Annotated in this window: 26 protein-coding genes and 1 pseudogene; 8 read left to right on the forward strand and 19 right to left on the reverse strand. The window is 67.6% G+C overall.

Going from position 1 to position 24076, the window contains the following annotated elements:
* Positions 1–19: 19 nt before the first annotated feature.
* The gene (locus tag E5671_RS44465) at positions 20–427 is read right to left on the reverse strand and encodes an NUDIX hydrolase (RefSeq protein ID WP_160509854.1); all 408 of its coding nucleotides are present in this window, start codon (positions 425–427) and stop codon (positions 20–22) included.
* A gap of 634 nt (positions 428–1061) precedes the next feature.
* Here E5671_RS44465 and E5671_RS44470 point away from each other — a divergent pair.
* Positions 1062–1637: a hypothetical protein gene (locus E5671_RS44470; protein ID WP_160509855.1), complete on the forward strand. Its 576-nt coding sequence runs from the start codon at positions 1062–1064 to the stop codon at positions 1635–1637.
* 235 nt (positions 1638–1872) lie between these two features.
* Here the strand turns inward: E5671_RS44470 and E5671_RS44475 are convergent, their stop codons facing one another.
* From E5671_RS44475 to E5671_RS44490, 4 genes are all read right to left on the reverse strand, one after another.
* Entirely contained in the window at positions 1873–2802 is a 930-nt protein-coding gene (locus tag E5671_RS44475) for a transposase (protein WP_237330393.1), read from the reverse strand.
* Between the two features lie 50 nt (positions 2803–2852).
* On the reverse strand, positions 2853–3410 hold the full coding sequence (locus E5671_RS44480; protein WP_237330394.1) for a hypothetical protein: 558 nt from the start codon (positions 3408–3410) through the stop codon (positions 2853–2855).
* A 338-nt stretch (positions 3411–3748) separates the two neighbouring features.
* Positions 3749–4000 (reverse strand): DUF7660 family protein, encoded by a 252-nt coding sequence (locus tag E5671_RS44485; RefSeq protein ID WP_160509856.1) that lies wholly within the window; start codon positions 3998–4000, stop codon positions 3749–3751.
* Between the two features lie 387 nt (positions 4001–4387).
* Positions 4388–4732: a hypothetical protein gene (locus tag E5671_RS44490; RefSeq protein WP_160509857.1), complete on the reverse strand. Its 345-nt coding sequence runs from the start codon at positions 4730–4732 to the stop codon at positions 4388–4390.
* Between the two features lie 393 nt (positions 4733–5125).
* Between E5671_RS44490 and E5671_RS44495 the strand changes: the two genes are divergently transcribed.
* Positions 5126–6217, forward strand: coding sequence for a hypothetical protein (locus E5671_RS44495; protein ID WP_336606022.1), 1092 nt, complete (start codon positions 5126–5128; stop codon positions 6215–6217).
* Positions 6214–6468 (forward strand): hypothetical protein, encoded by a 255-nt coding sequence (locus E5671_RS44500; protein WP_160509858.1) that lies wholly within the window; start codon positions 6214–6216, stop codon positions 6466–6468. The genes E5671_RS44495 and E5671_RS44500 overlap by 4 nt, the downstream gene beginning before the upstream one ends.
* Positions 6469–7039: 571 nt before the next feature.
* On the opposite strand, the gene E5671_RS44505 is transcribed toward E5671_RS44500, so the two are convergent.
* Complete coding sequence (locus tag E5671_RS44505) at positions 7040–7474, reverse strand: hypothetical protein (protein WP_160509859.1); 435 nt, start codon at positions 7472–7474, stop codon at positions 7040–7042.
* Between the two features lie 355 nt (positions 7475–7829).
* Between E5671_RS44505 and E5671_RS44510 the strand changes: the two genes are divergently transcribed.
* Positions 7830–8258, forward strand: coding sequence for a proteinase inhibitor I36 SMPI (locus E5671_RS44510; protein WP_237330395.1), 429 nt, complete (start codon positions 7830–7832; stop codon positions 8256–8258).
* Positions 8259–8349: 91 nt separating this feature from the next.
* Here the strand turns inward: E5671_RS44510 and E5671_RS44515 are convergent, their stop codons facing one another.
* Entirely contained in the window at positions 8350–8574 is a 225-nt protein-coding gene (locus tag E5671_RS44515; RefSeq protein WP_160509860.1) for a hypothetical protein, read from the reverse strand.
* 503 nt (positions 8575–9077) lie between these two features.
* Positions 9078–10688: an ISL3 family transposase gene (locus tag E5671_RS44520; protein ID WP_202121501.1), complete on the reverse strand. Its 1611-nt coding sequence runs from the start codon at positions 10686–10688 to the stop codon at positions 9078–9080.
* 288 nt (positions 10689–10976) lie between these two features.
* Between E5671_RS44520 and E5671_RS44525 the strand changes: the two genes are divergently transcribed.
* Positions 10977–11663: a hypothetical protein gene (locus E5671_RS44525; protein WP_237330396.1), complete on the forward strand. Its 687-nt coding sequence runs from the start codon at positions 10977–10979 to the stop codon at positions 11661–11663.
* Positions 11664–12018: 355 nt separating this feature from the next.
* On the opposite strand, the gene E5671_RS44530 is transcribed toward E5671_RS44525, so the two are convergent.
* The 3 genes and pseudogenes from E5671_RS44530 to E5671_RS47560 form a co-directional block, all read right to left on the reverse strand.
* The gene (locus E5671_RS44530) at positions 12019–12489 is read right to left on the reverse strand and encodes a hypothetical protein (RefSeq protein ID WP_237330397.1); all 471 of its coding nucleotides are present in this window, start codon (positions 12487–12489) and stop codon (positions 12019–12021) included.
* Between the two features lie 2 nt (positions 12490–12491).
* Positions 12492–12656 carry a hypothetical protein gene (locus E5671_RS46745; protein WP_237330398.1) on the reverse strand — a complete coding sequence of 55 codons (165 nt, stop codon included), beginning with the start codon at positions 12654–12656 and terminating at the stop codon, positions 12492–12494.
* A gap of 257 nt (positions 12657–12913) precedes the next feature.
* Positions 12914–13165 (reverse strand): annotated as a pseudogene (locus E5671_RS47560) (IS5 family transposase); the annotation flags it as partial.
* 92 nt (positions 13166–13257) lie between these two features.
* Here E5671_RS47560 and E5671_RS44540 point away from each other — a divergent pair.
* On the forward strand, positions 13258–14787 hold the full coding sequence (locus E5671_RS44540) for an alpha/beta hydrolase (protein ID WP_160509861.1): 1530 nt from the start codon (positions 13258–13260) through the stop codon (positions 14785–14787).
* Between the two features lie 145 nt (positions 14788–14932).
* Here the strand turns inward: E5671_RS44540 and E5671_RS44545 are convergent, their stop codons facing one another.
* The gene (locus E5671_RS44545; protein WP_237330399.1) at positions 14933–15310 is read right to left on the reverse strand and encodes a peptide deformylase; all 378 of its coding nucleotides are present in this window, start codon (positions 15308–15310) and stop codon (positions 14933–14935) included.
* Between the two features lie 508 nt (positions 15311–15818).
* Here E5671_RS44545 and E5671_RS44550 point away from each other — a divergent pair.
* Positions 15819–16328 carry a hypothetical protein gene (locus tag E5671_RS44550; RefSeq protein WP_160509862.1) on the forward strand — a complete coding sequence of 170 codons (510 nt, stop codon included), beginning with the start codon at positions 15819–15821 and terminating at the stop codon, positions 16326–16328.
* Positions 16329–16403: 75 nt separating this feature from the next.
* The gene (locus E5671_RS45680) at positions 16404–16628 is read left to right on the forward strand and encodes a hypothetical protein (RefSeq protein ID WP_202121502.1); all 225 of its coding nucleotides are present in this window, start codon (positions 16404–16406) and stop codon (positions 16626–16628) included.
* 343 nt (positions 16629–16971) lie between these two features.
* Here E5671_RS45680 and E5671_RS46750 read toward each other — a convergent pair whose 3' ends face one another.
* The 7 genes from E5671_RS46750 to E5671_RS44590 all read right to left on the reverse strand — a co-directional run bounded on the left by E5671_RS46750 (position 16972) and on the right by E5671_RS44590 (position 23838).
* Positions 16972–18345 carry a tryptophanase gene (locus E5671_RS46750; protein WP_160509863.1) on the reverse strand — a complete coding sequence of 458 codons (1374 nt, stop codon included), beginning with the start codon at positions 18343–18345 and terminating at the stop codon, positions 16972–16974.
* On the reverse strand, positions 18318–19574 hold the full coding sequence (locus E5671_RS46755) for a tryptophan dimethylallyltransferase family protein (RefSeq protein WP_160509864.1): 1257 nt from the start codon (positions 19572–19574) through the stop codon (positions 18318–18320). Before E5671_RS46755 ends, E5671_RS46750 begins: the two co-directional genes overlap by 28 nt.
* Positions 19575–19922: 348 nt before the next feature.
* Entirely contained in the window at positions 19923–21281 is a 1359-nt protein-coding gene (locus tag E5671_RS44570) for a cytochrome P450 (RefSeq protein ID WP_160509865.1), read from the reverse strand.
* Positions 21278–21883, reverse strand: a complete 606-nt coding sequence (locus E5671_RS44575) for a GTP-binding protein (RefSeq protein ID WP_160509866.1) — start codon at positions 21881–21883, stop codon at positions 21278–21280. The genes E5671_RS44570 and E5671_RS44575 overlap by 4 nt, the downstream gene beginning before the upstream one ends.
* Positions 21858–22247, reverse strand: a complete 390-nt coding sequence (locus E5671_RS44580; RefSeq protein ID WP_160509867.1) for a DUF742 domain-containing protein — start codon at positions 22245–22247, stop codon at positions 21858–21860. The genes E5671_RS44575 and E5671_RS44580 overlap by 26 nt, the downstream gene beginning before the upstream one ends.
* Positions 22244–22642, reverse strand: coding sequence for a roadblock/LC7 domain-containing protein (locus tag E5671_RS44585; RefSeq protein WP_160509868.1), 399 nt, complete (start codon positions 22640–22642; stop codon positions 22244–22246). The genes E5671_RS44580 and E5671_RS44585 overlap by 4 nt, the downstream gene beginning before the upstream one ends.
* The gene (locus E5671_RS44590; protein ID WP_160509869.1) at positions 22639–23838 is read right to left on the reverse strand and encodes a sensor histidine kinase; all 1200 of its coding nucleotides are present in this window, start codon (positions 23836–23838) and stop codon (positions 22639–22641) included. Before E5671_RS44590 ends, E5671_RS44585 begins: the two co-directional genes overlap by 4 nt.
* Between the last annotated feature and the right edge of the window lie 238 nt (positions 23839–24076).

The following is a 24076-nucleotide window of genomic DNA, read 5'->3' on the forward strand; positions in this document are numbered from 1 at the left end:
TAAGGCCGCGGTCACGGGATCAAGAAAGTCGCCCGGCCTCGTGAAGCGCGTCGAAGGCCATCTCGTCCACGGCCGAGACTCGGTCCCGATCGGCGTAACGGAACCAGGCGTGCTCGGCGATCTCCCTCGACGGGGTCAACCCACCGCGGTGATCGGCGGTGTAACAGATCATCCGGAAGGGGCCGTGATCCGGATGGCCCTCGCCGATCTCGAAAGTGCCGAAGTGCACCATGGAACCGGGGGCGATCGCCGCCTGCAGTTCCTCATCGATCTCCCGCACCAGGGTTTCGCCGTCGGACTCACCCGGCTCACGATGGCCGCCCGGGAGGTAGAAGCGATCTCTGCCGTGACTACGCGTCACCAATACCTGGTCGTTCCGAACCAGGATCCACGCCACCTTCTCCGGCACACCATTGCCATTCGCCATGGCTCGGGACCGTATCGGAGGGCATCGTCTGCGTCAGCACCGTCCGCACACTGAGCTTGGGAAGCTCGGGTGCTTTGGCCCCGTCTCGTGTGCTGACCTGCGATCGAGGGTGTCTGCACCCGAGCTGACTGCCGAGTTGGTCCCCGGTGTTCCCCGTGGTTCCCCGCACGACCTGGCACGTTCTGGCACGGCTGTTGTGGGTGCGGGGGCTTCGGCGGTGTGAACATGTTGGTGTGTCTTCCGAGTCACAGGCCGTTGTTTCCCATGTCCCCGTTCTGCCGCTGCCGCGCCTGCAGTTGACCGAGGCCCGGCGCATGCGCGCGGTCGAGATGTTCGAGCAGAGACGTTCTTCATCCGAGGTCGCGTGGCTACGGGCTTGGAGCGGCTCGGGGCCTGCTGCTCCGCGAGGCTTTCCACGATCCGCGCGTCGTGCGCCCGCAGCGCCTCCAACAGCTTGGCCAGCCCGCCGAACGCCCCGGACGTGAGCATGTTGTCCGCCGTCTCCCCGGGCCGGAGCAGCACCGGCACCACCAGGCTTGCCGCCTTGCCCTCGCCCGGCTGTATCCGCAGCGCCCGGCCAGGTGGCGGAGCCGGCGGGTGCCGGGCTGTCGGTGGCTGCTTCTACTGTTGCCTCATGGGGAACTATTTTCAGACCGTCGTCGATCTCGACGCCACGCATGCGGACGCCCGGCCCTTGGCAGACAGCGGACTCGACTGGCTGGTCAGGGAGGGGATAGTTCGGGCCGAGCTCACCGACTGTGTTCTCGGGGCGCCGTCGGGGCATCCGCCCGGTCCAGCCTGGGCCAAGGCGGTCGGTCAGGAGGACTGGGAGCCCAGCGACGGACTCAGGGTCGAGATCGGCCGCACCGTATTCAACTGCGGCCAGGGCGAACCCAGGTTCGCGGTGTGCCCCCATTGTGCCGGTCGGGCGGATTTCTACACCGACCGGCTGGAGGAGATTGAGGGTGTGTGGGAACCCTTCAGTGAGGCCATCAGCGCCTGGAGCGACACAGGCAGCGCGGCAGTCGCCTGCCCGTATTGTCGGCGCCCTGGTGACGTGACTGCGTGGACCTGGTCGGATGACTACTTCGCCTTCGGGTATCTCGGTTTTGAGTTCTGGGACTGGCCCGACTTCAGCCCCGGCTTCCTCGAAGGCCTCTCACGCGCGCTCGGGGGGCATCGCACGGTCCTCATGGAAGGCAAACTCTGAGCGCGATGGGTTCGGGAGTCACCGTCACCAGCGGTTCGCGGACGCCGTCCTCCCCGTCCTGGGTAGCTGCAGGCCTTGGCCGTCGACGAAGCTCTACAGCCACAGAGGCAACCGCCGGGCGCGAGCACGCGCACGCCGACTACCGGCGTGCGGACCAGCGGGGCTCGTGTTTTGCCGCTAACGAGCTCGTGCATGGTTGGCGTGCGGGCATGACGACGGGGTGCGTTGGTGTTTCTCACCCCGCTGCGACAGGCGGCGGTGACTGTCGTGGAATGGATGCGAGTCCGGCGATGGCGGGGACGAGTTCGTAGAGGAGCTCACGCCGGCCGAGGTGGCGGGTCAGTGCGCGCCAGTTCTTGATGTGGGCGATGCCGTGCTCGACCCGGATGCGTCGGGATGAGTGGGCCTTGCGCTGTTGAGCGAACCGCTCCTCCCACCAGAGCGGGGCGTTCTTCTTGAACTTGCGGTGCGGTGGAGTGATCACTTGGCCGCCGGTCTGGGCACCCAGCCCCTGGTAGCCGGCATCTGCCAGGATGCGCAGGTCACGATGGTGGCCGAGTAGTTCCACGAGTCCTGCATCGCGGGCCTGGGTGATATCGGGGCAGCTGCCCGGCTTCAACGCGCCGCCGAACAGCAGCCGCCCCTGAGTGTCGGTGACCACCAGGACCTTCACCGCGTTCTGCTTGCTTTTGCCGGAGACGTAGCGGTCACGGCCGTTGGTGCCCTGCGAAGGACGGCGGACACGGATCTCGGTCGCGTCGATGATGGCGCTCTGCCCGCTGGACCCGAGATGGTCGACGACGTCAGCGAGCGTACGCAGCCGGACGTCCTGCCCGACTGCGCAGCCGCGCTGGGCCAGCAGGGGCCGGATCTCACTGATCGCGCGGGTGATGGTGGAGCGGTCCACCCCGAACCAGCAGGCCAGCACATCGTGGGTGACCCCATGGCGCAGATGGACGAGCGTGGCGAGTAGCCGGTCGACGAAGACCAACTTGTAGGGGGCTCCTGCTCCCACGGCGCGTTGCCGCGGCCGTCCCGAAAGCCGACGATGACGTTGAGCAGCCCACAACGGGCCGATCTCGACGACGAGTTCAGCGACCACGTCCCTGGTCAGCCCGGTAATCCGCGATCGGTTGACGATCACCGATCGGGCAACGCTCCCCATGACCTCACTGTGCCGCCGTGAGGCCCGCACGCCAACCATGCACGAGCTCGTCAGCCTTCGATCAGGGTTCCCGGTGGGATCTCTGCGTCTTTGGCTTTGTCGCCGGGCTGCAGTTGGCGGTCGTAGCGGCCCTGGCGCCAGACGAGTTTTTTGAACTGTTCGGTGGTGAGTACGCCCTGCCAGGGGGTGCCATCGGGGCAGAAGACGCCCTCGCAGTTGTAGCAGTAGTGCGCTGGCATCCAGTATTCGTTGGCCAGTGTCTCGCCGGACGTCTCGGCGTCCTTGTCCCGGCCGTCGGCGCGCACCACCGCGATGGTGGCGGCGAGGATGAGCAGCCCGAGGACCACACCACCGACCGTGTACAGCTGGTTGTTCTCCACGTCGCCCTGATAGACGAGACCGCCGCCGATCACGAGGCTCAGGACGAGCCCCTCGGCGAAGTGGATGCATCCATCGCCGCTCTTCTCCGGGCCCTTTGCCAGGCGGGAGCCGAGGTTCTTGGTCAGGGCGCCCTTGCCGGACTGCGCCTGTTCGACCGTGCGTACCTCGGCTCCGCCGCAGCGCGGGCATATCGGTGTCGGTGGCCCGGGCGTTGTGTCCGTTGTCATGCGCAGAACGCTATCGGGTGTCGGTGTCGGCGCTGATGGTGGAGTGCGGTGCGAGGAGTGGCTTGCGTGGCAGACAGAGGGCAGGGTCGGCGGTGGGGCCTGTGACGCAGGGGCGGTGGTCAGGCTGCTGACGGAGTCTGCCGAGGCCGTCCCCGGTGCCGGCTACGTGGCGCTGTCTAGTGTCAGGCCAAGAACATCACCCTCACCACCGTCGCCGAGCACTTCGGCGTCTGGCCGGCGGTGATCTCCTGCATCGAACGCGGCACACGCCGCGACGACGACCTCGCCAGCGCCTACCGGGACTGGCTCACCGCGGCCTGACCGATTCAGGAGCGGATTCACTCATAGACGGTGGCGGCCTGAAGGGCCCTGGCCAGGAAGGTCCAATCCCCTCCTTCCGGAAGCTCCTTCCCGAAGTTTCGGTACCAGCCCGGCGAGGCATCCATCCACGCCGCGAGGGCTTCAAGGAAGTGATCGAGGCTCTGGTTCTCCCATTCGTGCCCCCGGCGGAGGTAGTCCTGGTGCAGTTCTCGAACGAAGGCGACCAGCTCGTCGCGGCTGCGGACCTCGCTGTCGGGAGTGAGTGACATGGAGTGAAGGTACCTCGCTCGGGCGAGCGCCCACGCTTGACGATCAATAGGAGCATCAATGGCTCTCGGTCTGCCGTTGGAGGGAGCGGCGTTCAGGCGTGGGTGTGGGCGTGTTTCTGTGTGGTTACTCGTGCGGGTGATGGGTCATCAGAGTCTGTTCGGTTGGCTTCGGCCGCTGGCTATGGTGGTCCTCGTCTCGTGTGGGTGGGGGGTGCTGTTCGGCCGTGTGCGAATCTGCACGTGGCTGTCACCATGTACGTCATGGGGTCACCGTTGTTGAGCAGGCGGTGACGTTCTGGTGGGCTGGTTTCGGTGTCATGGCGTGACGAATTGAGTGACAGTCAGGTGCAGATCCCCAAACCCAGCGTGACGACGGCCAGACCCCGGTCACGACGGCAGTTCTTCGTCGAGGCGGGCTTGGATAACCGGGATGCTCTCCTTGACCCGGGTGTGAGCCGCTAGGCCGGTGGAGGTGAGCTGCAGATGACCGTCGGCGGTCCGCTTGATTAGGGCGCGGGTGGTGAGGTCGGCCGCGTCTGCTGGGAGATCGTCGCCCGGCAGCAGGTATTCCTGGAGGGAACCGGTCAGCTCGTCGAGGCTACGCCCGGACACATCGGCTCCCAGGTCGTCGGGGGCGAGGTAGCGCAGGATCCAGTACTGGGGCTGAGTGAGCCCCAGTTCAGCCAGTTCACGGCGAATGAGTGCAATTCGATCAGTCAGTTCCGCTGCCATGGAGATCAGCCTGCAACCTAAAGCTTGGTTGAGATCAAGGTGGATGTGAGCACGGGACTTAGGTTTCAGGGTCGGCTGGCGCCCGGGCAGTTGGGACCGGCCTTCGTTACTGAGCGTAGTTCCCTCCGTGGCCAGGGAGCTCCCAACAGGTGGCCGCTGGTGGGGGATTCCAACTGGCCACCGACAGCTGGGGCCACTGTCCTGGACGCGAGATTTCCGTGGGGTGTAGCTGTTCCCTCGCGGTCGGCGGCCCTGCTGCGGCACTCTGCCTGACGTCGCGTCTGGGAGGGGAAAATCTCGATCGGCCGGTACGTGGCCTTCCTGCCCTTCGTCCTGAGACACATGACGTCCAGTGGCCCCGCCTCGGCACATCCACAGCCATTGATCACAGCGGTGACGCGGTACGACATCTTCGACTACCTGCGCGGGAGATCGAGCCCTTGGTGGGGGAGATTGGACGAGGCCACGTTCCTGGAGGCCCTCTACGACGTGGACCAACCTACGGCCGATAACAGCCGGCTCGCCTTCCTGGCACGAACCGTCCACCCCGAGGTTGCGGCTGGTGTCGAGGAGGCGACGAAGCAGGTTGAGGAGCTGAACCGGCTGCTGGCACCGGACGGATGGGGTCTGCGTTCACGCGAGTTCCTCTCGGGCCGCCCTATCTACACGCCGGTCCGGCTCGCGCCCACGGGACCGCTGGTCCCGCTGCCGCTGAACGACGACGACATGAGCAAGCTCGATCTGGTCCTCGGGCAGACTTACAGCCTCCTGGACTGCGCCGGCGATGAGCCCGCACGTGACCTGTTGCGCACGGCCGTCCTGACCCTGCGCCGCGACGGCGGCTCCTTCCACCCCATGCCTGGTGACGGCTGGACGGCGGACACCTACGAGGCGGTCCTGACCCTTGCTCATTGCAGCTCAGGGACGCGGGGGGAGGGAAGAGAGGACCTTCTTCCTGTCTTTGTCCTCCCCGACGGCCACGTAAAGGGTCTTGTCTGCCTTCGGCCCTTCGACGGCCGAGATGGAACCGCGGGGCTTGGAAGGGGCCTCGGTGTCATGCGACGAGTACTCGATGACCATGGCGTTCCTGCCGCAGGACACCGAGGCCCACGGCTTGGAGGTTCCGGTGCCGGTTGCCGTGGACTTCAGGTATGGACCGGCAGCAAACCGGTTGCTGCCCTGATCGTCGTTCTTGGGCATAGCCGTGTCGAGAGAGAGCACCGGGTGCTTGTCATCGTCGGCGCGGATCACCTGGAGGCCGCACCGGTGGCCCTCGGTATAGGCGATGAGCCGGTCCGCGCCCCTGCGGAGCTCCCCGACGGCCCTCCGGTCGGCGGAGGGGCGCGCGGCGTCAAGGGCAGCGAACGGATCGCCGCTCACACTGATCTCAGGCGCCTTCTGCAAACGGGAGACTGGGTCCGGCGATGGCGCCGCGGACGAGGCGGCGCTCGACGCGCCTTCCCCGCCCGCGCACGCCGCGCATGAGAAGACGAGCGCGATGCCGACAGGGGTCAATCGGACCGGACGGCTCACTCGAAGCGACCGAGCCCGACCTCACCGCCGAGGAAGCCCGCGACCTGGCCACCGACCTCTACCGCGCTCAGGACGCGCTCGCGTTCGTCGGCGAGTGTTGCGACATCGCCGACCGGGAGCAGCGCCCCATCACGACCGCGGACGTGCGGGAGTGGCTCAAGGGCGCCCGGTGCGGGCGGCAGCTGGCGGCAGCTGGCGGCTGAAGCGGCCGGGCCCCGCGACTGCCCGTCCTGCGACGCCGGCACCGAGCACACCGAGCACTGCCCGACACCCGAGACGCACAACTGGGGATGCGGCTGCCCTAGCGACCAAGCCCCAGCGGCCGAGCTGCGCGAGGTCTGCGCGGACGCGGTGCAGATGATCCGCGCGAGCAGCGGCAAGCACACCGTCTAGGAGCAGGCCGCGCTCGTCACTGCCGCCATCCTGCCGATCTTCACGGCCCGTATCGACGAACTCCGCCGCCAGCGGGACCAGGCCATCGCCCACGACCGGCAGCCCTACCCCACCGCATGGGCCTACGAGCAGGCCTGCACGGCGCTGTACGCGCAACGCGACCGGGCCGATCAAGCCGAGGCTGCCATCGAGCGGGCCCGCGCCCTCGCCTCGCGGTGGGCCATGCTGCGCGCGTACGGCAGCACCGCGACTGAACTGCGCGCCGCCCTCGACGAGCAGCACAGCCCCGCATTGACCGAGTGACCACGGCACGTAGTGACCGCAAGATCCGCCCCTGGGCCTCAGTCGAACTCTCCAAGCGTTGCGAACGTCGGCGAGCTCTCATGCTCCTTCGCTGCACCGAGCGCGAAGCTCCTCCTCGTACGTTCGGCGGGCCTCTGGGAAGTCGAAGATGATCTGCTCACCGGGCCCTACGGAGGGGCGCTCTACACGCTGAGACTCGTCGTCGATAGACACTCTCGCCACGACGTCGTACGCCGTGTGCGTCCCCTTGACGACCAGTGCGTACCGGCCAGCCGCGACCCATTCGCCTTCCCACCTGATGTCGTGGCTCTCCGTCTCGCGACGATCTTGATGGTGGGCAAGGGCGTTGGCCTCGCGAGCCAGACGGTTCGCTACGTCGCTTTTGGTGTTGGCCTCCTCCGCGAGGCTGTTGCCTTTGCGTGCCACTGACCATCCGAAAAACCCCATCGCCATGCCGACGACCCCGGTAGCGGCTCCGACGATTCCTGTGATTAGGCCCCAGTCTGCGCTCATCGCCGCACAGTAATTCACATGCCTGTTGTCAGCTCGACGACTGCAGTGATCCCGTTCAGGTGCGCAGGCTGCAGCTACTTCTTTGGGTGAAACTACGCCGCCGCCACTCTGATCTCTGAACGCTCAGACACGAGCCGGCCGCCACGGGGGAACCAGGCGGCCGGCTTCGTCATGTTGCCGCCTTCTCGTCGTCCAGTGTGCTTAGGGAACGGTGCTCCTGCCTGCCGGTCTGCACCGGCTGGCCGTGCTGCGCGCGTACTCCACCGCGATCAAGCCAGAGAGTCACCGAAGAACGTGAGATCCGGCCAACCGGTGTGCGGAGGCTGGGATTCCCAGGCCCGGAGACCCTTAGCTCTTGGACGAAAGCATTCCCCTCGTCAACGAAGGGCTCATCATGGCTTGGATTCGTAAGGTCACTCTCGCGGTAAGCGCGATGGCCATGGCCGGGGGCAGTCTCGCCGCCACGGCGGCGCCGGCGGCAGCGGTCGGCGGCTGTCCGTCCAAGAAGCTGTGTCTGTATAAGTATGACGACTACAAAGTCCTGGCGCTGACGTCGACCAGCACCAAGGCCTGCATCCGGATCAGGACAGGAGGCCTATACGAGATCAGGTCGTACGTGAACAATCTGCGGGTCAACGCAGTCGTTTACAAGTACATCGCGGGGACCACCGGTTATGTGGTGGACGGCACGATCCGGCCTGGTGGCTACAGCAGTGACGCCGGGAGGGACTTCGGGGGTTACGGGCAGGTCTGCATGGGCGGTGTGAAGCCTGTCGAAGGATAACGGGCGCCGGGCGGCGCTGGGTCTGCGCCTGCCACCGTAAACGCCACGGGCAGGGCAACGGAGGCTGAGTTGACGGGTGGACGGCGCTGGCTCAGCCCGCTCGGCCTGCGTGGAGCACCACGAGCAGGCCGCCCGCCGGCACGTAGACGCCCCGACGGCGTCTGCGGAGTGCCGCTCCGGCCGCTGGCATCGGGCCGATGCCGTCCTCGCGCTCGTCGGCCACGGAGTCGATGAGCGCGGGCATCTCCTCGTGCACGTCATCCGGCATCGCCCACAGCGCCTGATCGGCCTCGCGCGCAAGATCCACCCTGTGCATAACGCCCCCTCGTGATCCACAGGAGCAGCACGGTAAGGCCCGCGCGGAGATCCCGCGCGGGCCTGTGGATAACTTGCGACCTCGGTCAGCCTGCGCCGCCCGGAGCGCCGTCCTTTTGCAGCGATGCCACGCCCCAGTCATGCTCGGCGGGCGCGAACCCGCCGCGGATCAGGCACGAATTCCGTGAGAGCGCGGTGTGTGGGGCCCCTCTGGTCCGCAGACTGAAGTCATGCGAGTAGAGAGCGTTGTGGGGAGTCTTGCTGTCCGGTTCGGTGTGACGGTCGGGGCCGTTGCTGCGGCACCGTTCTTGCTGGCCGCCGGGGCTCCAGTGCGCTACCGCCTGCTGCGTCATCTCTGCCGCGAGGACGGGCCAGGGCTTGTGGACAAAGAAGGCCACTGGGTCAGTCCGTGGTACTTCGTGGTCAACAACACACTTGTCCTGGCGCTCTGTTGGCCGTCGGGCTGGGTCCTGCGGCGAGCGTCATCCCGCTTGAGCGGGTCCGTTATCGGGCGGCGGTGAGGAGGACACGCTTGCGCAAGAGGGAGAGGCCGGCACGTCCGAACATCTGACACTTGATCATCTTGATGTGGTTGACCCTGCCTTCGACCGGGCCGGAGTTCCAGCGTGTGGTCAGTCCTTGGACCACGGCTTCCCAGTCCTTTTCCAGGCCGTGCGCGAAGGTGCTGAGTCCGGGGAGGTCCTCAACATTGGTGGCGATGATCCAGTCCTTGAGGTGCTGGCCGGAGCGGGTGGTGAGGGTCTCGGCGAATGCACGGACATGCCTGTTGAGGGCGGTCAGCCCGGGGCAGCGGGCAAGGAGGGCGGTGAGCTGGCGGCGCTCTTCGATCCCCAGGTGCTCGGGGTGCCGCATCATCCAGCCGGTGACCTGCCGGACACCCGGCGGTGCGGGAGCCACCACGCGAATTCGACGACGGCGTCTCGGCTGCAGGTAGTCACTGATCGGCTGGTAGCCACCCTGGTAGCCGAAGGCCCGAAGCTCGGCGTGCAGATGGACCGCGTTGGTGAAGCCCTGTGCCCAACGTTGGTCCAGGTGGGCCTTATAGGGGTCGAGTTGGCTGCGGCGAGGCTGGTGTCGCCCGCTCAGTAGTTCTTCAGGAGCTGCGGCGCGGGCTGTGCGGCGGACGGTGTTCCCGCCCATGTGTAGTTCCCGGGCGATCTCACGGATGCCGTGCCCCTGAGCCAAGAGACGGTGGATGGTTGCGTGGCGCTCGCGGATGCGGGCCTCGATCGGAGACATGAACTGCTCGACTTCTGCAGCGCCGGTGTCGTTCACCAGGCCGTCAGCGCTGGTGCCAGCCGCCTTGAGGCAGTGGCTGTGGCGGCGGACGCTGCGTTCGAGGGCGGTGCCGAGGTTCTGCCACAGGTGAAAGCGGTCGGCCACCTGGACTGCGTCCGGCGCACCGGCGCGGGCACCCTCAGCGTAGGCGCCGGCCCGGCCACGGCAGATGACCGCGGAACCGGGTTGCTCTCGCAGCCAAGTGGCCAGCGTCGCGGCGTCACGGCCGGGCAGCAGGTCGAGGGGCCGGTGGGTTTCGCAGTCGATGAGGACGGTGCCGTAGTGCTGCCCGCGCCTGGTAGCGAAGTCGTCGACTCCGAGGACCCTCGGGACATTCCAGGCTGGATCAGGGACGTTCATGACTGCGCGCAACAGCGTCATCCGGCTCACTCGGGTGTTCAGGACGATCGCGAGCCGGCTTCCGGCCCGACCAGCGAGGGCGATGGCCACAGCTTCCAGAACCCGCTGGGCGGCAGGCGTTCGGCGGCCATAGCGCACGGTCAACCCCCTGACTTGCTCAGCGAACGTACGGCGAGCGCAACCGGCGTTCTCGCAGTACAACCGCCGGACGGTCAGGTCGATCCGTACCGCCTGGCCACCCACCGGTCCATCGGCAAGGTGCCGTTCGTAGGTGCTGTGTACCCGTCCGGATGCTGTCGTGCAGTCTGGACACACCACGTCGAGCCCCCGGGTTCTCGCCTCGACGTGAACCACCTCGTTCACCCGGAAGACCGATTCCACCAACACGGCGTCGAGATAAGGGAACAGCAGGCCGACCAGCTCATCACACCGCACCACGATCCCAGACAACGTCATGTCACCAAGGCCGAACCGCTCCGATCGTCCTCACGGAATTCGTGCCTGATCCCCCAACCAAATGACATAGCCAAGGGCAGGCCTCATGCCGGCAGGGGAGGTGGTCGCAGCCCTACCACGTCAGGCGCCCTCCGAGGACGAACTACAGTCCTGTTGGAATTCCAGGCGCGACGCGACTGCTGAGCGGAGCCCCGGGCCGGATCCAGCGGCGCCGGACACCACCGCTCACGCCGCCGCCCGGACGCCGCCGATTTCACCCGGCCGTATCACCGATGGGAAGCAGGGCGCATGACCGTCAGTCTCACCATGTACGACACCCCGCGACCGCGCAGGAGCGCGCAAGCCACCGGGCTTCTGGTGCCGCCTCTGTATCCCGTCCACATCGCGGGTCCGGGAGTGCAGCCCCACGTCCTGGCGCACGTGGAGCGCGAGCTTCCGCCCGGCGGCGTCCCCGCGTACCGCGGCGACCGCAAGAGGGGGACCCGATCCTTCCTCCTGTGGGCCGACGAGGGACGTGCGCAGACGCTGGCCCGTCTGGTCACGCAGTTCACCGAGGGGCACTGTGTGACCTATCAGGTGCTTGACGCCTACGGGCAGATCATCGGCACCATTACGCGGCGGAAGGCGTTCAGGGGCGGCGGGTTGCGTGTCCGCTGGACGGTGTCGCAGGCTGGTGTGCCGGACGCCGTGGGCTACAAGGGACGGCTGTTCTGGTGGGCCTTCTGCTGGCTGTTGTCTCCTCTGCTTCCCTTCGCCCTCGTCGCCGCCGTGCTGGATAACGGCGACCTCCCGCGCGCGCCACGGCGCGTGAGATGGCGTGCGGACGGCCAGATAGCTATGGAGCACAAACCGTCGTCCAACGCGGTACTGCTCCGTGGTCCAGGCCTTGATCCCCGGGTCGGCGCCGCGCTCGCGGCGCTGCTGACGTCATTCAGGGGCTGGTATCGGACGTCATGGGACGACCAGAAGGAATAGCTGGGTGTTTTGAATCCGGTTTGCTGGCATTAATCGGCTTTGGGCGCGGCTCTGCTGAAGGGAGGGGTCACCGCCTCGGGCCTGTCGGACCCTCCGCGTGGTGCGCGGCATGAACGATCCGATATGGACCGGCGTTCGACAGCGGGTTGAGGCGCTCGGTGCCCTGGCTGACAGCACTGAGGTGTTCGGCATTTCCGCCTCATGGTGGGCCGGAGAGAACAGGACCGGATCGCCCTCGGCCAGCCTGCCCCTGGCGATCAGCCGCTTCGGTCCACCGCCGCACGCCACTGAGGAGACGATTCCGTCTGGCAGGCGAGGGTGCTCACGGCTGGAGTCCGTCCGGCCCAGGCCTAGTTCAGCCGGTGGAGGTCTCCGGCTGCGGTGCGGCGGGAGAGCCTGCCGGGGTGGCTGTGGTGTAGAAGACGGAGGAGCCCTGCTTGGTGCGGTGGGCGCGGCCCTTGGCGACCAGGCCTTCCACGGTGGTGCGTACGACGGTGGTTTTGATGGTGCGCTCGGGGCAGGCCCAGGTGAGTGCAGTGGTGATCTCGGCGGCGGAGCGCGGTTCGTTGCGCTGGCCGAGGTGGCTGTGGATCAGTTCGACCAGCGATGGACCGGACGCTGGAGCGGTCGCCTTCTTCGCGGCGAACTTGGGCGCACTCTTCGCCGGATTGTCCTGGGCCTTGGACTTGGCGGCCGCAGGCTCCTTCGTCCGGGCGGCATCGGAGTATTTCGTACTCGCCCGCGGGCCAGGCACAGCGCCCTTGCGAGGTGTCGCCTTCTTGGCGGCGGCCGCCGGGGCGGTGGGGGAGCCCAGTGCCTGCTGCATGCTCAGCAGCACCGCGTGGTCGCTCTCCAGCCCTGCAACTGCTCCTTCAGCGCCGCGACATCGACCCCGACGCGTTCTTGTTCCTTACGGTTGGTCTCCAGGTCCGCGGCTACTTGGGCGGCGTAGTGGGCCTGCACTCCGGCAGCTTCCGACTGGATGTCTGGCATAACAGTGACCTTTCGTCAATGCACACGCTCGTGCAGGGTGCAGATCGTGCTCATGATCGGGCGCTCCCTGCTTGGACTACTCGCTGTCCTACCTGCACAGGTGGCAACTCATGCGCGGGTGGGGGAGGAGGGTACGCGCTTGCGATCGCGAGGTGGGTGCTTTGGATGAACACCGACCCTGATCTCCAAGGGAGGCGGTGGCCGCTGCCAGGCAAGTAGCGGCTGATCCGGGGCAGTTGAGGGGCGAGCTGCCGAGGATAGGTCCGCTCGACGACCCAGCGTTGCGGGATCGCCTTGAAGTCTTTGACGCCCGGGGCGCGTTGGATCACTTCCACGTCGATGCCGAGGCGGGCGCCGTCGTCGATGGCTTTGGTGCGGTAGCCGCTGTCGGCCCAGGCTTTGGTCACGCGAGGGTGAGTGGCGGCGATGTGAGACATCAGGTGCATGCCGCCGACGTTGTCGGAAACGCCTGCCGCGGTGACCCAGACAGCCAGGAGCAGGCCGAGGGTGAGGTAGTTCCGCGGGGTGGGGTTGGCCCCAGGCACGATTCGGGGGCGGACCACAGTGAGCCGGAGGTGGCGCCGCGCCTAGCGTGCGGTGCATGAGAATCAACGTGTGTTCACGGGGCGCCGTCGCCGCCGCGGCGATGCTGGCCGTCGGGGCGGGGACGCTGCCCGCCGCGGCCTCGTCCACGGCCGAGCCTCTCGGCCGGTACTACGATCAGGCCGTCGACTGGCAGGACTGCGCCCTCGGCCCCGATGACACCGCCGGAAAGAAGCTCGACGCCGCGGGCGCCCGGTGTGCCGACATCACCGTGCCCCTCGACTACTCCGACCCGGGCGGCCGGACCATCACCGTCGCCATCTCCCGCCTGCGCGCCACCGATCCCGCGCACCGCGTCGGCACGATGCTGCTCAACAACGGCGGCCCCGGCGGACCGAGCCTCGAAATGCCGCCCGGCATGGCCGGGTTCATGGGGAAGACCGCCGGGAAGTTCGACCTGATCGGCATGGATCCGCGGTTCGTCGGCCGTTCCACGCCGCTGGACTGCGGCTGGGACGTCGGCTCGATGGTCTTCTCCGCAGGCCGGGACCGGACGGGGTTCAAGCGGTCGGTCACCCGTGGGCGCGACCTCGCCGAACGGTGCCGGCGCACCAACGGTGACGTACTGCCGTACATCACCACCCGTAACACCGCCCGTGACATGGATGTCGTCAGGGCCGCGCTGGGCGAGAAGCGGATCTCGTACTTCGGTTTCTCCTACGGCAGTTACCTCGGCCAGGTCTTCACCGAGCTCTTCCCCGGTCGCACCGACCGCATGGTGCTCGACGGAGTCATCGACCCCGCCAGGTACAGCCAGACGCTCCTGGAGGACTCCACCGCGGCCAATGAACGGGCCCTGCGCGACTGGGCGGCCTGGACCTCGGCGCGCCACAAGACGTATGGCCTCGGCCGCACCCCGAAGGCCGTGCTGGCCACGGTGGACCGGATCGAGGAGGCCGCGGCCGAGAAGCCCCTGCGGGTCGGGACGTTCCGCGTCGACGAACACTTCTTGCCGATCGTCTTCTTCGGGGGCCTCGGGAGCGATCTCGACGCGGCCCGGGCCGAACTGGCCACCGCGACCCGCACCCTCGCGCGGGCGGCCGACCGTGAGCGCGTCACGCCGAAACCCTGGCTGACGGGGATGCTGGCGTCCACGACGACCAAGGCCGGGTCGCACCAGGGCAGTGCCCAGGCGGCCATCCTCTGCGGGGATGTCGCGACCCGGCGCGGGACCGAGAGCTACTGGCGCAACATTCAGGCCGACCGGGCCACGGCTCCCTTCGCGAGTCCCCTGACGCACAACATCACGGCGTGCGAGTTCTGGGACCGCCCCGCCGAGACGCCGACCGTCGTTGACAACGACGTGCCCGCGCTGCTGGTCAACGCCACGGGTGACACCCGGACCACCTACTCCGGGGCACGGCAGGCGCGGAAGCAGTGGTCACGCTCCCGGCTGATCACCGTGCCCGGGGCCAACCAGCACGGTGTTTACGGTGACTACGGCAACGCCTGCGTGGACGGGCAGGTGAACGACTACCTGGCCACGGGCAAGCTGCCCCGGCGCGACCAGATATGCGACGCCCGGTAGCCGGGTGAACCGCGTGAGCGGCCGCTCCCTGTCCCACGAAGGCGCGGCCACTCAGCTCACAGGTGGCGCCGCCCACTGATCATCCATCGGCGGCGCCCGTCAGGTTGTCACCCCTGCACCCGACGCCTGCCCGTCCCCGCGACGCTCACACTCGCCGCCGGGCGTTTCCGCCGCCGGTGACCATCCGGCGGTGCCGGGGGAGCCCGTCGCCGCCCCGGTGGGCGCGTGCGCAGGCCATCGTCTGTGGCCTGGCCATGACCGTGGTGTCGTCCAGCGCGGCGGTCTCCACTGTGATCCGTAGGGGGCCGGGCACCAGGCCGCGGACGTCGAAGAAGGACTGGCAGCCCTCGTACTGCTCGTCCATCTCGTCGGAGTAGGCGGTGACGCGCGGGTTGAACAGGACGATCGGCGCTGCGTCGGGCTCGGCGGGCTGGACGACGGCCGCCGCCCGTGCGACGGCGATCTGCGGGGCGGCGATCCCCGTGCCCTTGGTGAAGGGTTGGACCTGTCCGATGCGCTCCATAGAGGCGAATAGCTCTCCACGGCCTGCTCCGCGTCCTCGCGGTCGGCGGGGAGGTCGAAGGGGCGGGCGGGCTCGGTGAGGATGCGAGCGCCGTACTGCACGACGCCGAGGTCACGCATCTGCTCGCTGGGACGCGCCTGGATCACCTGCACTCCCGTTGACTCACGTCTCGTTCGGGTCGTGCCCGAAAGCGTCAATCAAGACGATATTGGGCGTGCAAGGCCGGTGTGGCGGTGGACCAGGTGAAGACGCGCATAAAGTGCCCATCTCGTTGTCAGCCGACCGACACGGACATCATCTACGGGCACATGCGCACACTAATCAGCGGCCAGTACGGTTCACGCTCTCGCGGAGGCATCCACGACCTGCTGGACTTCGAGACGGCCCGCACGGTCGCCGAGCACCTCAGCGCGTCCACGAGGCCCTCCAGGAGGGCGAGGGAGTATCCGGCCCGGCCGCCCGACGCCTCATCCACGCCGCCACCCAGCAACAGCACCGCTTCGGCGGCATGATCGCCACCGTCCGGCAGGCCCGCAGCCTGCTGGCCGACCCTACCCTGAACGTCTTCGAGAACAAGGAAGCCTTCCTGTTCTGCAACTACGACCGGGCCAAAGCCCTTTGCCACCCCGGCCGCGGCGGCAAGAAGGAGACCCCGAGCCTGGACCGCTGCCGCAGCAACTGTGCGAACATCGCCCGCACCGACAGCCAGGTGCTGCGGATGAAGGTCGCCGCCAAGAGCCTGCAGACCCAGGCCTCCTCCGGGCTCGGGACCATCCCCGCGCGTGCGGGGAGCAGACTCCTTCACCAGCTATTCTGCCGCTACCAACCCGCAGATCTCAGCACTTTCACCGAGGCCGGCAAACCCGACAAAGCGCTCCGCGCCGCTTCACAAGGCACTCCGCCTGCGCCGATCGCTACTCCGCCCTGGAGTCCAATACCGGATCATCCCCCGCACGCGTCGGACGACGACGCGTGCCCCGTGCGCTGGGGACCACCCCCGCAAGTACGGGAGACCTGATCCACGTCGCAGGCCGTTGTTTCCGCTGTCTCCGTTCTGCCGCTGACGCGGCCGCAGTTGGCCGAGGCCCGTCGCATGCGCGCGGTCGAGTTGTTCGAGCAAAGACGTTCTTCATCCGAGGTCGCGCGGATGGTGGGGATGCACCCCGAGAGCGTGCGGCGGCGTCCAGCCAGCGGCTGGCCGCCCAAACTGGATGACACCCAAGTCGAGCTGGTTCGAGCCGCGTTGGAGCAGGGCGCCCAGGCGCACGGGTTCGAGGCGGGCCTGTGGACCTTGGAGACGCAGACGGTGGCCAGTTGAGCGGGCGAGAGACCCGGTCGCCCGTCCCGCGTGTACCAGTCGGCGAAGTCCTCGTCGCACCACAGTCCATCGAGGCGGTCACGTACCCATATCGCTGTCGTGCCACCCGGGTTGCTCGCCTGCGCGACCTGCACAGTCAGAGGCGGGACTTGCTCACCGGGACGGGGGCGAAGGGACAACAGGCACCTCGACAGCTGCATCGGTCGGCGGAACTACCCGAGCATGCCCGTTGACCATGCTGCCGCACCGGGAAACTCCAAGATCCCCGACAGAGTCAAGCTCAAGAAGTGGGAGCCGGCGCTGCCGGCCCCACTCTTGCGCGACGCGACGTGTCGAGGAGCGATCAGCCGCCGGACTGCACGGGCTCCAGCTTGATGCTGAAATGGCGAAGGATCGGCGACTGACCCACGATGCGGTAGCCGTGCACCGATTCGGGGTTTTTGGCTATGTCCGCCAGGGTGGCGGCGACATGGTCGTAGTGGCTGCGGGTGTAGACCCGACGGGGGAGTGCCAGCCGCACGAGTTCATAAGGTGCGGTCTTGACGGAGTTGCCTTGTTCGTCCTCTTCCCCGAGGTACAGGCTGCCCAGCTCCGCCGAGCGGATGCCTCCGCGGAGGTAGAGCTCACAGACCAGTGCGGTGCCCGGGTACTGGTGCGGGGGGATGTGGGGCAACAGCCGCCCGGCGTTGACGTAGAGGGCGTGCAAACCTGCCGGCTCCACGATGTCGACTCCGGCCTCGCGGATGCGCGCGGCGAGGTAGGCGGCTATGTCGGCGCGTTCGGCGAGGTAGGCCGGTTCGGTGACTTCCACAAGTCCGCGGGCCATCATGTCGAGGTCACGGCCGGCCAGGCCGCCGTAGGTGGTGAAGCCCTCGGTGGCGATGAGCAGGCCCGCGCACTTCTCTGCGAGTTCAGGGTCCTTGAGACCGATGAAGCCGCCGATGTGGACGATGCCGTCCTTCTTCGCGCTCATGACGCAGCCGTCCGCAAGGCGGAAGGCTTCCTCGGCGACCTGCCGGGGGGTGCGGTTGGCGTAGCCGGGCTCGCGCTGGATCACCAGCCAGGCGTTCTCCGCGAAACGCGCGGCATCCAGGATCAGGGGCACGTCGTGGCGGCGGCACAGTTCGGCGGTCCGGTACAGGTTCTCCATGCTGACCGGCTGGCCACCGCCACCATTGTTGGTGATGGTCATCAGCACGGCCGCCACGGGCGCTTGATGCGCGTTGTCCAACGCCTGCTCAAGGGCGATCAGGTCGATGTTGCCCTTGAACGGGTAATCGCTGTCGAGGTCCTTCGCCTCGGCGCAGGGCAGGTCGTAGGCCTGGCAGCCGGTCAGTTCGACGTTGGCGCGGGTGGTGTCGAAGTGGGTGTTGGACAGCACGCTCGTGCCGGGCTTGAGCAGCGCGGAGAACAGGATGCGCTCGGCGGCGCGGCCCTGGTGTGTCGGCAGGATGTGGGGATATCCGGTGAGTTCGGAGACGACCTCGTGCCACCGGTAGTAGCTGCGGCTGCCGGCGTAGGACTCGTCGCCGTGCATGCCCGCGGCGAGCTGGTCCGCGGAGATGGCACCGGTCCCCGAGTCGCTCAGCAGGTCGATGGTGACCTCGTCGGCACGCAGATCGAAGGGGTTGTAGGCGACCCGCTTCAGCGCGGCCTCACGTTCCGCACGGGTGGTGAACGCGATCGGCTCTACAACTTTGATGCGGTACGGCTCCACGAGACTTCCTTTGGTGCGGTGTGCGGGATGGCATGATCGGCGGCCTTGCGACCGGAGTTCAGAGCGCTCTGGGTGCGTTGTGCGGCTAACAGGCCGACTTGCGCGTACTGCTCTGTCGGCGCCCTGGTCAGATAGGCCTCGGAGGACAGATAGGCCGTGATGCGGGGCTGCCGGTTACGTTCGTACACGAGAGCGAGGTAGGCGATCAGCCCCACACCGTCGGTGAGCTGTCGTTGTGTGAGAGCGCGCAGGCTCCGGCGCAGGACCGTGGGGTCCATGCCGAACCGGGTCAGCAGAGCGGTTGCCCGGTCGAGGGCCTCCTCGTCGTCGCGCACGTAGTCACGGACGGGGATGTGCAGCGTGAAGCCGCTGGGGTCGCTGTCGCCTTCGGTGAAGGAATGGCAGGTGAGCGCGGACCGCCGCAGCAGGCGCGGCGCACCCTCCCCTTGCTGCCCGGATGGCGGGAGGGGTCCGGCGGCCGCGTGGAAGAAGTGGCGGATGTCTGCCGCTGCGGCCCCGGAGGCATGGCTGAGCGCGCAGGCGTCGTCGGCCGACATACGCGGGTGCTTCACGTAGACCTTGACGCGAGGTGACTCCCAGGAGCCCAGGTCCAGTGCGAGGAACGGATAGCCCGCCGCGGGGGGAAGCTGCGCGAAGGCCTTGTCGTAGCCAAGTCGGCGTAACGCCTCTTGCACGGTGTGTGCAGCGTGTTCGGGTCCGGCGGCGGAGGGGTTCAGATAGACCTTGACGCCGGGGACCCCTCCCGCGCGCAGATCGAGCGCGTACCACAGTGACAGCGGCCCCTCGGCCGTAGCGGGGAGGAACAAGTCGTGCAGGGCGTCGAGTTGATCGGTGGAAAAGTTCCAGCGGGCGGCCATCGCGTGGATGGCCTCGAGTCCGGCGCGGCCGCTGTCGCCCATGTCCTCGTGGGTCCATCCGGGCTCCACGAGCACCCGCAGTGCCGGGGCGGCGTCCGACGTGCAGGCCAGGGAGAACTCGACGGGGGTGTGGTCGTCGGAGAGGAAGCTGGGCGACGCCGGGGGCAGAGACAACGGTCGCCGGGCGGAGTCCGCGAGGGAGTCGAGCAGGACCTGCCCGTACAGCGCGGTGTCCGCCTGGCTCAGGCCCACCGCGGCGCCGAGGCGCTGTAGTTGACCCAGCACGTGATCGCCGAGCGTGGCCTTACCGGGTTCGTCTGCCGGTATGCCCGCCTCCGGCAGGGACGTCATCGCGTTCCTCGCACGGCACGGCGCATGAAGCGTCTGTATGGCGCGGAGGTACGGGGGCGTGCTGCGCCAACGAGGTGGGAGACGAGGGCCGATCCGCCGTAAGCGGCGGGTATTCGGCCCTGCGTCTTTTCGGGGTCGTCGCACCCGCACGAGTTTTTGCTGCTGGATGTGGTGCGCCGTTGGCCCGGCCGGTTGCCTGCGGAACGGGGCGCGGAGGTTGCGAGGTTCACTGCCTCTCCTTCATCTCGTGTCACTCCAGACACTCCGCGCTGTCCTACCCCAGCAGTTGATCTTTCATGCAGGCTACAACAACTGCCCGTGTCGCCTGCATCACAGGGGGTGCACCGGCTACTGGCCCGTCAGCCACCTCACGAAGCTGCTCCAGCGCGCCGGCTTGCCGGTGGCCTGCGGCTCCGCGGGCGCGGGCGTGGGCGTGGGCGCCAGGGGAGGGTGCGCCTGGTGGAGAGGGGACGCGGCCGTCGGCTCAGGCGCGGCGGCGGGGCGCGGGGTGACCGCACCGAAGCGGACGGGCAGGCTGGCCAGAGCCCGGTTGAAGGGGCCGGGCCGCCAGGCGAGGCTGTCCGCGGGGACCGCGAGTTCAACGTCCGGCAGCGCGTTGAACAGAGCCTCAAGGCCGGTCAGGGCGATGAGCCTGGCCGGTTCCTTGGACGGGCAGGCGTGCGGGCCTGCGCTCCAGGCCAGGTGACCGCGGGTGTCGGCCCCCTGGTCCGCGAGCGCCGTATTGGCGGCACCGAAGGACACCAGGACCAGCTCACCGGCGCGGACCTTGTCGCCGGCCACGTCTGTGTCGGAGACCGGGTAGTGCGGCGCGTAGTTGGACATGGGCGCGTTGCGCCACAGGGTGTCATCGAGGGCCTTGTCGAACTGCCCGTTGCGCGCGTACTCCTCAACGGTCAGCATCGTGTAGAAGGCGTTGCCGATGAGGTTGCCTTCCGGTTCGCCGCCCGCGCCGAGGAGCAGCACCAGCGTGTGCGCCAGTTCCTCGTCGGTCAGCTGTGCCGGGTGCTGCATCAGGTAGGACGTGATGTCCTCCCCGGGGTTGACGCGCTTGAGTGCCACCAGCTCGCCCACCGCCTGGAGCAGGACCTGGCTGGCCTGCTCGGCATTGACGCCGTCGAACATGCCGGAGATGCCGAACAGGACCCGGTCGCCGATCTCCGCCGGGCAGCCGAAGAGTTCGTTGAAGACGTACAGGGGGAGCTGTTGCGCGTAGTCCCTGAGAAGGTCGGCACTGCCGCGAGCGCTGAACTGGTTGATGAGGAACTGGGCGGCCTGGTTGACGATGCGGCTCAGCCGGCTGTTGCTGACGCGGGCGAAGCTCTCGGTGATGGCCTGCCGCAGTCGCACGTGCTCGGCGCCGTCGGTGAACATGCAGTTCGGCCGGTAGGCCAGCAACGGCAGGACCGGGCTGTCGGGGCGGATGAGGCCCTCGTTCAGCGCATGCCAGCGGCGCGCGTCCTTGCGGAAGGTAGTGGGGTCCTGCAACAGCTCAAGAGCCGCGTTGTAGTCGGTCACCAGGGTCGCCTCCACGCCGGGCGCGATGGTGACCGGCGCCGTGGGGCCGAGCTGGTGCATGTAACGGTAGTACGCGTGCGGGTTGGCGGCGAACTCCGGGGTGTCAAGGGATATGCGCTGCCCGCTGCCGTGTGCGGGGCAGCCGGGCGGAGGTACGGGAGTGGTTGTCATGCGTGCTCCAGGGCGGCGCGCTTTTGCAGATAGCGGACCATGGTGATCAGGGCGTTGACGGACGACGCTTTGTCGCGCGCGTCGATGGTGACGACCGGGGTGTCGGGCAGCAGGTCGAGCGCCTCCCGGACTGCTTCGGGGGTGTGTACCGCGCTGCCGTCGAACTGGTTGAGGGCCACGGCGAAGTCGAGGCCGTAGCTCTCGACCAGATCCATGACCTCGAAACTGTCGGCCAGTCGCTCGGGGTCCACCAGGACCAGGGCGCCCAGTGCTCCGCGGGCCATGTCGTCCCACAGATTGACGAACCGTTGCTGGCCCGGTGACCCGAACAGATACAGCACGATGCGCTCGCTGAGGGTCAGGCGACCGAAGTCCAGGGCGACCGTAGTCGTGGTCTTCCCCTGAACTCCCTTGAGGTCGTCGACTCTCTCCGAGAGGCTCGTCATCTGCTCCTCGGTGGACAGCGGCGCGATCTCGGAGAGCGAGCCGATCAGAGTGGTCTTGCCGACGGCGAAGTGCCCGACGACCAGGATTTTCACCGCAGTCTGCTGTGCACCGCTGCGCACGTAGGCGTCCTCAGACAGAGAGAGCCTTGAGACCATCGAGCACCTCCTGAAGCAAGGCCTTGTTGGCGAGACGAGCCGAGGGCACCGGCGCACGGGTGACCAGATAGCCCCCCTCGGCGAGGGAACTGAGCAGCACCTTGACGACACCCAGAGGCAGCTGAGAATGGGCGGCGATCTCAGCGACCGAGAGGTAGCCGCTGGAGCACATCTCCAGGATCTGCTGCTCCTCGGGCGAGAGCCGCTGGGGGCGCTGCTGATCATCGGTGGATGCCGTGACGAGAGTGATGAGGGCGAACGCGCCCTCGTCGAGCAGGTCACGCCCACGGGTGATGACATAGGGCCGGACTAATTCTCCGGCCTCGGACACGAGCTCGGGCTCGGTACGGTCCGGATCCGTCATGAGGTGACCGTGTCGGTGCGGCGGCCGGTCGACATGGCCTTGCCCAGTCGGCTGACCAGCTGCTGCATCCGATACGTGATGTCTCCCATGTCGACCTCGGCGGACGCTGCCACGGCAAGGTAGGAGCCACCTCCTGCGGCATTCAGGAACACCCAGCCACCGTCGAACTCGATGAGCGTCTGGCGCCAGGTCGTGCCGTCGTCACCACAGAAGAATCCGACGGACCGGCTGAGCGACTGCAATCCGCTCACGGCGGCGGCCACCTTGTCGGCGTCGTCCCGGCCGATCTCCGCGGTGCGGGACATCTGCAGGCCGTCAGCAGAGATCAGGACCGCGTGCAGGGCATGGGGAATCGCCAGCGCGTCCTCGAGCATCCAGGACAGGTCGTCGCTCACGGGGCATCGAATCCTTCGTGTGTATCGGCAGGAGTGTCGCGTTCGGCGGCCGGTACCCCCGCACTTCGGCCGCTGAGAGTGCCGCGCTGAAATGCGCCCATGGCCGCCACCCGTGCCTCCGCCGACCGGGCCGGCGGCGCAGTCGCTTCATCGGGCTGGTTGTCCGGCACGAGTGCCATGGCGCGGCGCTTGTTCTGTCGCCGGGGCAGGTCGCCCGCTGTCGTCGCGGGAGCCGAACCGCTTTCCCCTGTGCCCGCGTTGGCTCCTTGCGTCGCGGCGGGTTTCGCGGGTTCCGGCATGTCGGTCAGCAACTCCTTCGGCACCATCACCACCGCTCGGACGCCGCCGTAGGGAGAAGTGCTGTCGATGGTGACCGTGAACCCGAAGCGCGCGCACAGCGCACCGATCACCGCGAAACCGAACGCGGGAGGATTGCCGAGTTCGGAGACGCTCACCGCGGACCCACTGGACAGCAGAGCTGTGGCGGCCGTCTTCTCTTCCTCGCTCATCCCGACGCCTGCATCGTCGATCACGATGCACATGCCCTTGGGTACCGTCCGCACTTCGACGTCGACCATGGAGGACGGCGCCGAATAGCTGGTGGCGTTGTCGAGCAGTTCGGCCACCGTCAGCGCGACCGGCTCGACGGCGCGGCTGGTCACCGCGATGTCCACCCGCGAGGCGATGTCGATGCGCTGGTAGTGCCGGATACGGCCCTGAGCTGCGCGGATCACGTCGTAGATGGATGCCGCATCCCGCTGCCGGCCGAGCCACCCGCCGCAGAGCACGGCAATGGACTGTGCACGCCGGTTGAACTGCGAGTTCATGTGGTCGACGTCCAGCAGATCTCGCAGCACGGCCGAATCGCCGTACCTCTTCTGCAGCCCGGAGATGGCCCGCTGCTGTTCCGCCGCGAGGCCCTGAAGGGTCTGCATCGCAGACTTCAGTACGGTATTGGTGGCGTTCTCCGCCTCTTCCTTTGCCTGCCGGACCACCTCGTCGTAGCCCCTGCGGAGCTCTGCGATGGTGGATTGGAGGTCAGCGTGGCTGCCCTGAAGTTCGGTCAGATCGCTTTCGAGTCCCCGCTTCTGACGGCGCAACGACTCAGTCGTTTTCCGCTGGCGAACGATCACCATGGTGGCGACAGGGACGCCGGCAGCAAGCGCCCAGACCGTCGGATCCTGCAAAATTGTCATGTGACTCTCTTTGAGCGGCTGGAGTCCAGCTCTCGGAATCTATCCATGCGGACCCTCGGCGTGGGCAGCCTTCACCGCCCGGAGAGCCCCCTGGCTGTAGCCAAGCCGAGGGAAAAGCCCACGTGGCATGTGCCCGAGATCGTAACACCAAACGATCATGACACTTTGTCAAGTGCGCCACGCCGTCGCTACGTTGGCGAAAAAGGCATGCTCAGGTCAGTGAAGAAGATGTGAGCGC

It is taken from the genome of Streptomyces sp. BA2, assembly GCF_009769735.1.
Taxonomy (GTDB): domain Bacteria; phylum Actinomycetota; class Actinomycetes; order Streptomycetales; family Streptomycetaceae; genus Streptomyces.